The 11,830-nt window shown below is 65.1% G+C and carries 9 protein-coding genes; 6 read left to right on the forward strand and 3 right to left on the reverse strand.

Going from position 1 to position 11,830, the window contains the following annotated elements; translation table 11 throughout:
* Positions 1–19: 19 nt before the first annotated feature.
* Entirely contained in the window at positions 20–1,417 is a 1,398-nt protein-coding gene (gene argH / locus BM031_RS15310; RefSeq protein ID WP_091875427.1) for an argininosuccinate lyase, read from the reverse strand.
* Positions 1,418–1,547: 130 nt separating this feature from the next.
* Between argH and BM031_RS15320 the strand changes: the two genes are divergently transcribed.
* From BM031_RS15320 to BM031_RS15340, 5 genes are all read left to right on the forward strand, one after another.
* Positions 1,548–2,141 (forward strand): hypothetical protein, encoded by a 594-nt coding sequence (locus BM031_RS15320; protein ID WP_229408925.1) that lies wholly within the window; start codon positions 1,548–1,550, stop codon positions 2,139–2,141.
* A 98-nt stretch (positions 2,142–2,239) separates the two neighbouring features.
* Positions 2,240–2,677 carry a GNAT family N-acetyltransferase gene (locus tag BM031_RS15325; protein WP_091875429.1) on the forward strand — a complete coding sequence of 146 codons (438 nt, stop codon included), beginning with the start codon at positions 2,240–2,242 and terminating at the stop codon, positions 2,675–2,677.
* A 68-nt stretch (positions 2,678–2,745) separates the two neighbouring features.
* Positions 2,746–3,990: a cyanophycinase gene (locus tag BM031_RS15330; RefSeq protein ID WP_091875430.1), complete on the forward strand. Its 1,245-nt coding sequence runs from the start codon at positions 2,746–2,748 to the stop codon at positions 3,988–3,990.
* Positions 3,991–4,047: 57 nt separating this feature from the next.
* Entirely contained in the window at positions 4,048–5,469 is a 1,422-nt protein-coding gene (locus BM031_RS15335) for an IgA Peptidase M64 (protein WP_091875431.1), read from the forward strand.
* A gap of 143 nt (positions 5,470–5,612) precedes the next feature.
* Positions 5,613–6,101, forward strand: coding sequence for a hypothetical protein (locus BM031_RS15340; protein ID WP_091875432.1), 489 nt, complete (start codon positions 5,613–5,615; stop codon positions 6,099–6,101).
* Positions 6,102–6,264: 163 nt separating this feature from the next.
* Here the strand turns inward: BM031_RS15340 and parC are convergent, their stop codons facing one another.
* Together parC and BM031_RS15350 are read right to left on the reverse strand one after the other, a co-directional pair.
* Positions 6,265–8,610, reverse strand: coding sequence for a DNA topoisomerase IV subunit A (parC, locus tag BM031_RS15345; protein ID WP_091875433.1), 2,346 nt, complete (start codon positions 8,608–8,610; stop codon positions 6,265–6,267).
* Between the two features lie 141 nt (positions 8,611–8,751).
* Positions 8,752–10,749 carry a DNA topoisomerase IV subunit B gene (locus tag BM031_RS15350; protein WP_091875434.1) on the reverse strand — a complete coding sequence of 666 codons (1,998 nt, stop codon included), beginning with the start codon at positions 10,747–10,749 and terminating at the stop codon, positions 8,752–8,754.
* A gap of 154 nt (positions 10,750–10,903) precedes the next feature.
* Here BM031_RS15350 and BM031_RS15355 point away from each other — a divergent pair, with 154 nt between their 5' ends.
* On the forward strand, positions 10,904–11,755 hold the full coding sequence (locus BM031_RS15355; protein ID WP_229408926.1) for a response regulator: 852 nt from the start codon (positions 10,904–10,906) through the stop codon (positions 11,753–11,755).
* Positions 11,756–11,830 lie beyond the last annotated feature (75 nt).

An 11,830-nucleotide genomic window follows, 5' to 3' on the forward strand; every position in this document is an offset into this window, starting at 1 on the left:
GAGTGCAAGGGGCGGCGATTTATTCCGCCAATTGCTTGCGCACGCGCTCGATCGCCTTGCGCACCTGGTTCGGCGCCGTGCCGCCGACGTGATCGCGCGCCGCCACCGAGCCTTCCAGCGTCAGCACGGCAAACACATCCTGCTCGATCAGCGGCGAGAACGCGCGCAGCTGTTCCAGCGACATTTCCGACAAATCGCAGCGCGCCGTATCGCAGGCCCGCACCGCATGCGCCACGGCTTCGTGCGCATCGCGGAACGGCAGGCCCTTCTTGACCAGGTAATCGGCCAGGTCGGTCGCCGTCGCGTAACCCTGCAGGGCTGCCGCGCGCATGTTCTCGGCCTTCACCGTGATGCCGCCCGCCATGTCGGCGAAGATGCGCAAGGTATCAAGCACGGTGTCGATGGTGTCGAACAGCGGTTCCTTGTCTTCCTGGTTGTCCTTGTTGTAGGCCAGCGGCTGGCCTTTCATCAGGACCAGCAGGCCGGTCAGGTGGCCATACACGCGACCGGTCTTGCCGCGCGCCAGTTCCGGCACGTCCGGGTTTTTCTTTTGCGGCATGATCGACGAGCCGGTGCAGAAGCGGTCGGCGATGTCGATGAAGCCGATGCGCGGGCTCATCCACATGACCAGTTCTTCCGAGAAGCGCGAGACGTGCATCATGATCAGGGATGCCGCTGCCGTGAACTCGATCGCGAAATCGCGGTCCGACACGGCGTCGAGCGAGTTGTGGCACACGTCGTCGAAGCCCAGGGTCTTGGCCACGCGCAGGCGGTCGATCGGGAAGGTGGTGCCGGCCAGGGCGGCGGCGCCCAGCGGCAGGCGGTTCACGCGGCGGCGCGCGTCGAGCATGCGTTCGGCGTCGCGGCCGAACATCTCGACGTAGGCCAGCATGTGGTGGCCAAAGGTGATCGGTTGCGCCACCTGCAGGTGGGTGAAGCCCGGCATGATGGTATCGACATGGCGCTCGGCCAGGTCGGTCAGGGCGCCGCGCAGGCTGCCCAGCAGCACCACGATGTCGTCGATCGCCGCGCGCACGTACAGGCGGATATCGGTGGCCACCTGGTCGTTGCGCGAACGGCCGGTGTGCAGACGCTTGCCGGCGTCGCCCACCAGTTCGGTGAGGCGCTTTTCGATATTCAAGTGCACGTCTTCGAGGTCCAGCAGCCATTCGAAACTGCCGGCCTCGATCTCGCCCTTGATCTGGGCCATGCCGCGCTCGATCTCGGCACGGTCCTGCGCGCTGATGATGCCTTGCGCCGCCAGCATCTCGGCGTGGGCCAGCGAGCCCTGGATGTCGAAGGGGGCCAGGCGCTTGTCGAAGAACACCGAGGCGGTGTAGCGCTTGACGAGATCGGAGACAGGTTCGGAGAAGCGCGCCGACCAGGCTTCGGCTTTCTTGGAGAATTGTTCGGTCATGGTGGGATCCCTATTGGTATCCCACGATTATAAAGCCTTCGCCCAACCCCCATCCGTGGTGGGTGACAAGCGCCAGGAAATGCATGATGATGGGCCACATATTCACCAAATGATAACAATAGGGGGAGACATGAAACGATTGGTCCAGCTGGTTTTGGCGGCGGCATTGGTGGCGCTGGCCTGCGCACCGGTGGCGATGGCGCAGCAAGCCGCGACGCCGACCGCGGTGGCGGCGCCGGCCGCGCCCGCCGCCGCCAGCATCCCGGCCGCCCGCGCCGCCGACGTCGCCTCGATCGACGCCATCGTCGCCGCCGTCTACGACGTGATCTCCGGCCCGGCCGGCGCGCCGCGCGACTGGGACCGCATGCGTTCGCTGTTCGCGCCGGAGGCCCGCATGGGGTCGGTCGGCATGCGTCCCGACGGCAGCTATCCGCTGCGCACCATGACGCCCGAGGACTACATCGTGCGCAACACCAAGGCCTTCGCCACGAGCGGTTTCTTTGAAACCGAGCTGGCGCGCACCACCGAAGTGTTCGGTCAGGTGGCCCACGTGTTCAGCACCTATGAAGCGCGCCATGCGCCGACCGACGCCAAGCCGTTCATGCGCGGCGTCAACAGCATCCAGCTGGTCCACGACGGCAAGCGCTGGTACGTGCTGAGCCTGATCTGGCGTGCCGAAGACGCGAAACTGCAGCTGCCCGAACGCTACCTGCGCAACGGCTGAGGTGCAAAGGCGGGACAGCGCACAGGTGGTTTCAATTGAATGTTATGCACTGTGCAAACAGCGCTAGAATTGACTTTTAAGCCAGATTCCCAGGTGCCATGATTACCAACGATTCGAGCTTCCAGGTCAGTACCGACCAGACGCAGCTGGACATCCCGATGATCTACCGCTTCCTGAGCGAGCAGTCCACTTGGGCGGTCGGGATTTCCCGGCCGGTGGTCGAGCGGGCCATCGAGAATTCGCTGTGCTTCGGCGGCTACCTCGACGGGCGCCAGATTGCCTTCGCGCGCGTCATCACCGATTTCGCGACCTTCGCCAACCTGGTCGACGTGTTCGTGGTGCCGGAATTCCGCGGCCGCGGCTACGGCAAGCAGCTGGTTGGGGTCGTGCTGCGCCACCCCAGCCTGCAGAAGCTGCGCCGCTTTACCCTTGCCACCACCGATTCCCACAGCCTGTACGAGCGCTTCGGCTTCACCGCGCCCCAGCGCCCCGAGACCCTGATGGAACGCTACTTTCCGAACATATATTTGTCCTGAGCATACTCAACACGGCGACGGCCTTCTGGAATCAGGCTTACGATAGTCTGAACCGAGAAGGAAGCCGTATGCTTCAGGTCGCCGTCCGTGTTGTCGTGCATGCATTGCTTGCCCTGGCCCTGCTGGCGAGCCCGTCCCTCGCGGCTGCGCAAGCAGCCCAGCCCAAGGGCTCGCTCGTCATCATCGGCGGCGCGCTGCGTGGCGACAATGCCCCGGTCTGGGAGCGCATGGTCCAGCTCGCAGGCGGCAAGGGCGCCCGTATCGCCGTCTTCGCTTCCGCTTCCGCCAATCCCGCAAAAACCGGCCAATTGCTGGTCAACCGTTTCAACCAGTACGGCGCCAGGGCCTTCTTCGTGCCGGTCGCCGTCACCCTGTCCGGCACCGACTACCAGGCCGCGGCCGACGATGCCGCGCTGGCCGACGCGGTGCGCTCGGCCGGCGGCGCCTACTTCGCCGGCGGCGACCAGGGCCGCATCACGCGCGCGCTGCGGCGCGAAGACGGCAGCAACACCCGCATGCTCGACGCGCTATGGGATATGTACCGGCGCGGCGGCGTCATCGCCGGCTCCAGCGCGGGCGCGGCCATCATGAGCAGCACCATGTTCGGCCATCCCAAACCGGTGCTGGCCACGCTCAAGCTGGGCCTGGACGACGGCAAGGAGATCGCGCCGGGCCTGGGCTTCATTGGCGAAGACGTCTTCATCGACCAGCACCTGCTGGTGCGCGGCCGCTTCGCGCGCATGGTGCCGGCGATGCTCAAGAAAGGCTACAAGCTGGGCCTGGGCATCGACGAGAACACCGCCATGGTGGTGGGCCCGAACCGCGAAGTCGAGGTCATCGGCTACCGCGGCGCGCTGCTGGTCGATCTGTCGAAGGCGGTGCCGCAGGACGGCCCGCTCAATGTCAGCAACGTGCGCCTGAGCTACCTGGACAACGGCGACCGCTTCAACCTGGTCACCCACGCATTCACGCCCTCCGCGGATAAACTGGACAACAAGATCGACCCGGCCAAGCCCTATTTCCGCGAGCCGCTGTTCTCGGCCGACATCCTCGGCAACACCACGGTGGTCGACCTGATGGCCCGGCTCATCGACAGCGACCAGTCCGAAGCCATCGGCCTGTCGCTCGACAGCCCCAATGGCGTGCAGCCCGACCTCGGTTTCGAGTTCAAGCTCACCCGCACGGGCGACAGCGTCGGCTACGTCTCCCTGCTTACCGAGCAGTACTCGGTCTACAACATGCGGCTCGACATCCGGCCCATCGTCGTGCCGCGCCCGCTGTACCAGTACCGGGCCGCGGACGCCGCCAGGTAAGCCATCGCGCCACAACCCGGCAGTACAATGGACGTTCTTCCAGCATGAGGACCATCCATGACCCGCTTCGCCTTCCGATTCCTGGCCGCCGTGCTGGCGCTGGCCGCCGCCGCAGCCAGCGCCCATGCCGCCCAGCCGGCCACCGTCCGCGTCGACTATGCCCACAGCGGCAATGCGCTCAATGAGCACTACGCGCTGGCGCGCGTCGTCATCGAACCGCTGCCCTGGCCCGGCAACACGGCGCGCCAGCTGGACGCGACCGACCGTGGCCAGAACCGGGTCGAGGTGGTCGACGCCAAGACCGGAGACCTGCTGTACTCGCGCGGCTTCTCGACCATCTTCGGCGAGTGGCGCACGACCGACGAGGCGAACAAGATCAGCCGCAGTTTCGAGGAGTCCGTGCGCTTTCCGAAACCAGACCGCCCGGTGCGTGTGCGCATCCTCAAGCGCGACGAGCGCAACGGGTTTTCGGTGGCCTGGAGCGTGGACGTGGATACCGAGGCGCAGGACGTCGTGAAGCAGCAGCCTGCGCTGCCAGCCAAGCCGATCCCGATCCACGTGAGCGGCCCTTCGCCGGACAAGGTCGACCTGCTGATCATGGGCGATGGCTACACCGCCGCCGACATGAAGAAGTTCGAGGCGGACGCACGGCGCCTGACCAGGCACCTGTTCACGGTCTCGCCCTTCCGCGAGCGCGCAAAAGACTTCAATGTGTGGGCGCTGGCTGTGCCTACGGGCGAATCGGGCATCAGCCGCCCCTCCACTGGCGTGCACCACGCGTCGCCGCTGGGCACGCGCTACGACATCTTTGGCAGCGAGCGCTACGTGCTCACGCTGGACAACCGCGCGCTGCGCGAGATCGCCCAGCATGCGCCGTATGAATTCATCGAAATCCTGGTCAATAACGAGACCTATGGCGGTGGCGGCATCTTCGGCCAGTTCAGTACCGCGGCGGCCGGCAACGCGTGGGCCAACTACCTGTTCGTGCACGAATTCGGCCACCACTTCGCGGGCCTGGCCGACGAGTACTACACCTCGCCGGTGGCCTACGCGGCCGCCAGTACCCGCGTGGAGCCGTGGGAACCGAACGTGACCGCGCTGCGCGATGCGGCCAGCATCAAGTGGAAGCGCCACGTGAAGGCCGGCACGCCGTTGCCGACGCCGTGGCCGAAGGCGGAATATGAAGAAGCCTCGCGCGCCTACCAGAAGAAGCGCGCGGCACTGCGCGCGGCGAATCGTCCGGAATCGGAAATGAACGCGCTGTTCCGCGAAGACCTGCGCGCCACTGAAGCTTTATTTGCCGGCAAGCCGCACCGCCACGACGTCGGCGCGTTCGAAGGCGCGAACTATGAAGCCAGCGGATACTACCGGCCCACGATGCAGTGCCTGATGTTCGACCGCAGCGAGGCGTTCTGTCCGGTGTGCCAGGACGGGATCACCGACATCATCGACCTGTATGCGGGGCCAGCTCGACAGTAAAGTTTGCTTACAACTTGGCACGGGTCTAAGTGGGGTGGGTAACAGACCTCGGCCGTGCAGCGGAATATTCTGGAGTCGTTGTCACAGAAAAATTATTTCGCAGACGAATCGATCTGCCCCAGACCCACTGAAAGGAAACCATCATGAACAAACTGATCGCCACCCTCATCGCCGGCCTGTTCGCCACCGCCGCCACCGCCCAGACCACCACCACCCCGGCCGCCACCAAGGCCGTCGTGAAAGCGGAAGCCGAAGCGACCAAGGACATCACCAAGGCCGAGTCGAAGGAACTGAAGGTCGCCACCAAGGCGGACGCGAAAGTGAGCAAGGCCGCGGCCGATGCCAACGAGAAGAAGGTGAAAGCCTACAACAAGGCCGCCGAAACCCAGGCTGAAGCAGCCGCGAAGGTCGCCAAGGCCGATCCGGAAGACCGCGCGAAAGCCTCCGCCAAGGCCGAAGAAAAGATCGCCGACGCGACCTTGAAGGCGGACAAGAAGATGATCAAGGCCGACGAGAAGCTGCTCAAGACCCAGGTCGAAGCGGCGGCCGACAAGGCCACCGCTGCAGCCAAGACCGAGCAGGCGCGCGCTGAAGCTACGGCGGAAGTGCACAAGGCGGCTGCGAAGCACTAAGTTCGTAGTGCTTTGATAGAAACGCCGGCCTTTTGGGGTCGGCGTTTTTATTTTGCGCTATGTAGTATTCACCCAGGTTCGATGCAGGCCGCAACCGTGCGCTCGCACCACGAACGACGAACGAACAAACAAAAAAACGCCGGCGTTCAGCCGGCGTTTACATTCAAGCAGCCTTCGCCGCTTCCCCCTCCGTCACCCGCATCGCCAGATCCTGCGCCTTCAACTTGGCCGACAGCGGCTTGCCCTTGCGCGCGCGCTTGCCGAAGTGTGGCTCCAGGCTTGAAGCAAACAGCTCCACCGTGCGTGGCTTGGAGCCGGCCCAGGTGCCGATGACGTTGACGCCCTTCTGGGTGATCGGCTGCGCCGCCAGCAGGGTTTCCTTCGGCTCCAGCTCCATCAGGATCACGCCGCGGCCGCCATTGGTCAGCACCTTCATCTCGTCCATGCCGAACACCAGCACGCGTCCCTTTTCGGACAGGCAGGCGATCGCGCCGGTATTGTCCAGCACGATCCGCGGCGGCAGCGGCACGGCGCCGTCGTCGAGGGTGATGAAGGACTTGCCGCCCTTGAGGCGGCTGACCATGTCGCCGGCCTTGGCGATGAAGCCGAAGCCGTTCGACGATGCCAGCAGCAGGCGGGTGTCCGGGTTGCCGGCGAAGTAGTGCAGGATCCGCACGCCGCCCGACAAGTCGAGCAGGGTGGTGATCGGCACGCCGTCGCCGCGCGCGCCGGGCAGCGCGGCCACCGGCACCGAGAAGGCCTTGCCGTTGCTGCCGATGCCGATCAGGGAATCGACGGTGCGGCACTCGAAGGCGTTTTGCAGCGAGTCGCCGGCCTTGAAGGTGAACTGCGCCGGGTCGTGGCCGATGCCGGTGCGCGCGCGCACCCAGCCTTTTTCGGACACGATCACCGTCACCGGCTCGTCGATGACCTTCTGTTCGGCCACGGCGCGCTCGGCTTCCTCGATCACGGTGCGGCGCTCGTCGCCGTATTGTTTCGCGTCGGCTTCGATCTCGCGGATGATCAGGCGCTTCATGGTCGACGGGTTTTCCAGGATGTCCTCGAGCTTTTCCTTCTCCGAACGCAGCTCGGCCAGCTCCTGCTGGATCTTGATCGCCTCCAGGCGCGCCAGCTGGCGCAGGCGGATCTCGAGGATGTCCTCGGCCTGGCGCTCGGACAGGCGGAATTCCTCGATCAGCGCGGCTTTCGGCTCGTCCGAATTGCGGATGATCGCGATCACCTTGTCGATGTTCAGCAGGACCGTCTCGCGGCCTTCCAGGATGTGGATGCGGTCGTTGACCTTGCCCAGCTTGAATTCGGTCCGGCGCCGCACCGTCACGAAGCGGAAGTCGACCCACTCCTGCAGGATGTCGGTCAGGCCCTTCTGGCGCGGACGGCCATCGCCGCCGATCATCACCAGGTTGATCGGGTTCGAGGTCTCGAGCGAGGTATTAGCCAGCAACATCAGCGCGAATTCGCCCTTGTCCTGGTTTTTCGATTTCGGCTCGAACACCAGGCGCACCGCCGCTTCGCGGCCGGATTCGTCGCGCATCTTGTCGAGCGCGAAACCGAAGGACTGCTTCAGCGCCAGCTGCTCGGGCAGCAGGGCCTTCTTGCCGGCCTTGACCTTCGGGTTGGTGATCTCTTCGATCTCTTCCTGCACGCGCTGGGACGAGGTGCCCGGCGGCAGTTCGGTGACCACCAGCTGCCACTGGCCACGCGCCAGGTCTTCGATGATCCAGCGTGCCCGCACCTTCATCGAGCCGCGGCCGGTCGCATACATGTCGGCGATGGTCGAGGCCGGGGTGATGATCTGGCCGCCGCCCGGGAAGTCCGGGCCCGGGATCATGGCCATCAGCTCGGCGTGCGACATCTTCGGGTTGCGGATCAGCGCTACCGTAGCAGCCGCCACTTCGCGCAGGTTGTGCGACGGGATCTCGGTGGCCATGCCGACCGCGATGCCCGAGGCGCCATTGAGCAGCACCATCGGCAGGCGCGCCGGCAGCTGGCGCGGTTCGGTGGTGGAACCGTCGTAGTTCGGCTGGAAGTCCACCGTGCCCATGTCGAGTTCATCGAGCAGCAGGCGCGACACCGGTGTCAGGCGCGCTTCGGTGTAGCGCATCGCCGCGGCGCCGTCGCCGTCGCGCGAGCCGAAGTTACCCTGGCCGTCGATCAGCGGGTAGCGCAGCGAAAAGTCCTGCGCCATGCGCACCAGCGCGTCGTAGACCGACTGGTCGCCGTGCGGGTGGAGTTTACCCAGCACGTCGCCGACCACGGTGGCCGACTTGCGCGGCTTGGCGGTATGGCCCAGTCCCAGCTCGTGCATCGAGTACATGATGCGGCGCTGGACCGGCTTCTGGCCGTCGGCCACGTCCGGCAGCGCGCGGCCCTTGACCACTGAGACGGCGTAGTCCAGGTAGGCGCGCTCGGCGAAGGTGGAAAGGGTGAGCGTCTCGATGTCGTCGGTGGGCTCGTGTTGTTGTTCGAAGAGGCTTGCTTGCGTCGTCATGATTGTGTGTTCGGTTCTTTGCGGGGGACTGTGGCTGCGCTACGAACTTGGATTCCGGCCTGCGCCGGAACGACGGTGTTAACGCCGCTGGCCCAAAGACCGTCGTCCCGGCGCAGGCCGGGACCCAAGTGGCCCTAAACCTTAAATGTCCGCCTCAGTTTCATTCCCATGTTCCTCCAGCCACGCCCGACGGGCGGCGGCTTCGCCTTTCCCCATCAGCATGTTGAAGCGCGAGGCCGATTCGGCCAGGTTGTACTGGCCGAAGGACACCGGAAGCAGGCGGCGCGTGTCGGGATTCATGGTGGTTTCCCACAGCTGTTCCGCGTTCATCTCGCCCAGGCCCTTGAAGCGCGAAATGCTCCAGGCGCCCTCCTTCATGCCTTCCTTGGTCAGCTTGTCCTCGATCGCCAGCAGCTCGCCTTCGTCCAGCGCATACAGCTTTTGCAGCGGCTTCTTGCCGCGCGCCGGCACGTCCACGCGGTACAGGGGCGGACGCGCGACGCAGATGTGGCCATTCCTGAACAGGGCAGGGAAATGCTTGAAGAACAGCGTGAGCAGCAGCACCTGGATGTGCGAGCCGTCGACGTCGGCATCGGACAGGATGCAGATCTTCCCGTAGCGCAGGCCGGTCAAATCAGGATTGTCGTCCACGCCGTGCGGGTCGACGCCGATCGCCACCGCGATGTCGTGGATCTCGTTGTTGGCGAACAGGCGGTCGCGGTCGGTCTCCCAGGAGTTGAGCACCTTGCCGCGCAGCGGCAGGATGGCCTGGAATTCCTTGTCGCGGCCCATCTTGGCCGAGCCGCCCGCCGAGTCGCCCTCGACCAGGAACAGTTCGTTGCGCGTGATGTCGGTCGATTCGCAGTCGGTCAGCTTGCCCGGCAATACGGCCACGCCGGAGGATTTCTTCTTTTCGACTTTTTGCAGCGAACGCAGGCGCGACTGGGCCTGCTTGATGACCAGTTCAGCGAGCTTCTTGCCGTATTCGACGTGCTGGTTCAGCCACAATTCCAGCGGCGGGCGGGTGAAGGTGGAGACCAGTTTCACCGCGTCGCGCGAATTCAGGCGTTCCTTGGTCTGGCCCTGGAACTGCGGGTCCAGCACCTTGGCGGACAACACGAAGGAGACGCGCGCGAACACGTCTTCCGGCAGCAGCTTGACGCCTTTCGGCAGCAGCGAGTGCATCTCGACGAAGCTTTTCACGGCGCCGAACAGGCCGTCGCGCAGGCCGGATTCGTGGGTGCCGCCGCTCACGGTCGGGATCAGGTTGACGTAGGACTCGCGCACCACGCCGCCTTCTTCGGTCCAGGCCACGACCCAGGCCGCGCCTTCGCCTTCGGCGAAACCTTCGTCCCCGGCCGGGGCGTACTGCGCGCCCTCGAACAGCGGGATCACGGTCTGGCCGCTCGAGCTTTGCGCCAGCGCTTCGGTGAGATAGCCGCGCAGGCCTTCGTCGTAGCGCCAGGTCTGCACGTCGCCGGTCTTCTGGTTGGTGAGGGTGACGGTCACGCCCGGCAGCAGCACGGCCTTGGAGCGCAGCAGGCGCTGCATGTCGCCGAGGGGAATGTTGGGCGAATCGAAGTACTTCGCGTCCGGCCAGGCGGTGACGCGGGTGCCGTTCTTCTTGCCGCCCCGCTCCGCCGGACGCGAGGTGAGCGGTTCGATCACGTCGCCGGCCGCGAACACCAGGTCGTGCACGCCGTTGCCGTTGTCTTCCTTGCGCCAGACCGTGATCTCCAGGCGTGTCGACAGCGCATTGGTGACGGACACGCCAACCCCGTGCAGGCCGCCCGAGAACGCGTAGGCGCCGCCGGAGCCCTTGTCGAACTTGCCGCCCGCGTGCAGGCGGGTGAACACGATTTCGACCGTGGAAACCCCTTCTTCCGGATGCAGTCCAACCGGGATGCCACGGCCATCGTCCTCGACCGTGACGGAGCCGTCGGTGTTCATGGTGACGGCGATGTTCTTGCAGTGTCCGCCCAGCGCTTCATCCGAGGCGTTGTCGATCACTTCCTGGATGATGTGCAGCGGATTCTCGGTGCGGGTATACATGCCCGGACGCTGTTTGACGGGCTCGAGTCCTTTGAGGACGCGGATGGATGATTCGCTGTAGTCGGATGCGGGTTTCTTGGAGGCCATGCTGATTTTCTTAAATTCAATGCTTGCGCATTCTATCTTGTCAGGCGGAAAAATTTGGCATTTTTGGAAAATGCCAAACGTGCTTGTTAGTCCGCACCCTTGTGCTAGATTAAGACGATCGACCCGGATTTGTTATGGAAAGGCTGGAAAAGCGATGCACGCACCCAGATATCCGTTCACCGTCCGCCTGGTCGGGTTCGCACCGGCTGAATGCGTACAGCTCGGAAGCCTGCTCGCGCAAGCCCCCCGTACGGGGCCGTCGTATTTTTGCCTGCACGACGACAGTTTGCAAGAGCCCGACCTGTATCTTGCCGACGGTGGCAACCCCGCTGCGCTGGCGCGGCTGGCTTGCCTGCCCGCCGGTACGCTGCAGCCGATTCTGCTGATCGGCGGCGATGGCGCCAGCACCCGCCGCACGCTACCGCGCCCGGTCGATGCCGCTCGCCTCTACCATGCCCTGGCCGACCTGCTCGACGAACGGGTGCAGGCACTGGCGGCACAGGCAGCGCGCGGCGAGCGATGTTGCCCGGAGCGGCGACGAAGGCCCAGGCTGGGGCCCGATACCGAAGCCCCGGCCCATTACCAGCGCATGCGGCAGGGACCGCCGGACGGCGCCGTGCTGATCATCGACAAGGGCGGCGCCTTCCGCGACCACGTGGCGCGCGTGGTCGATACCCGGCTCGCCGCCAGCCCCCGGCCCGGCTTCAGCCGCCCGGTGGAATGGACCGACAGCACACGCGCCGCCGTGCGCCTGTGCGACGAAACGCCGGTTTCCCTCGTGATGATCAATACCTGCGCCATCGGCGTCGAATCGTACAGCTTGAGCAGCGCCATCAAATCGCAGGAGGGCGCGAGCCGCACCGCCGTGCTCTTCCTGGTCGGGCAATCCTTTAAATACGACAGCCTGCGCGCCCGCGATGCAGGGGTACGCGGCCTGCTCGACAAGCCTGTGGCCGACCGCCACCTGGTGGCGACCTTCCAGAAGCTGCTGGCCCTGCCCACCTGAAAACCACTGTACTTGCATACAGTATTAACCGAAATCGGAAATTCTGCAAGGCGCCTTTGTGCGCCGTTGCTGTTG

The organism is Massilia yuzhufengensis, from assembly GCF_900112225.1.
Lineage (GTDB): Bacteria > Pseudomonadota > Gammaproteobacteria > Burkholderiales > Burkholderiaceae_D > Telluria > Telluria yuzhufengensis.

What these genes read in the sequence shown, in the direction of transcription:
- argH (WP_091875427.1), bottom strand. Translation starts at nt 1,417, where the DNA reads ATGACCGAACAATTCTCCAAGAAAGCCGAAGCCTGGTCGGCGCGCTTC.
- BM031_RS15320 (WP_229408925.1), top strand. Translation starts at nt 1,548, where the DNA reads ATGAAACGATTGGTCCAGCTGGTTTTGGCGGCGGCATTGGTGGCGCTG.
- BM031_RS15325 (WP_091875429.1), top strand. Translation starts at nt 2,240, where the DNA reads ATGATTACCAACGATTCGAGCTTCCAGGTCAGTACCGACCAGACGCAG.
- BM031_RS15330 (WP_091875430.1), top strand. Translation starts at nt 2,746, where the DNA reads ATGCTTCAGGTCGCCGTCCGTGTTGTCGTGCATGCATTGCTTGCCCTG.
- BM031_RS15335 (WP_091875431.1), top strand. Translation starts at nt 4,048, where the DNA reads ATGACCCGCTTCGCCTTCCGATTCCTGGCCGCCGTGCTGGCGCTGGCC.
- BM031_RS15340 (WP_091875432.1), top strand. Translation starts at nt 5,613, where the DNA reads ATGAACAAACTGATCGCCACCCTCATCGCCGGCCTGTTCGCCACCGCC.
- parC (WP_091875433.1), bottom strand. Translation starts at nt 8,610, where the DNA reads ATGACGACGCAAGCAAGCCTCTTCGAACAACAACACGAGCCCACCGAC.
- BM031_RS15350 (WP_091875434.1), bottom strand. Translation starts at nt 10,749, where the DNA reads ATGGCCTCCAAGAAACCCGCATCCGACTACAGCGAATCATCCATCCGC.
- BM031_RS15355 (WP_229408926.1), top strand. Translation starts at nt 10,904, where the DNA reads ATGCACGCACCCAGATATCCGTTCACCGTCCGCCTGGTCGGGTTCGCA.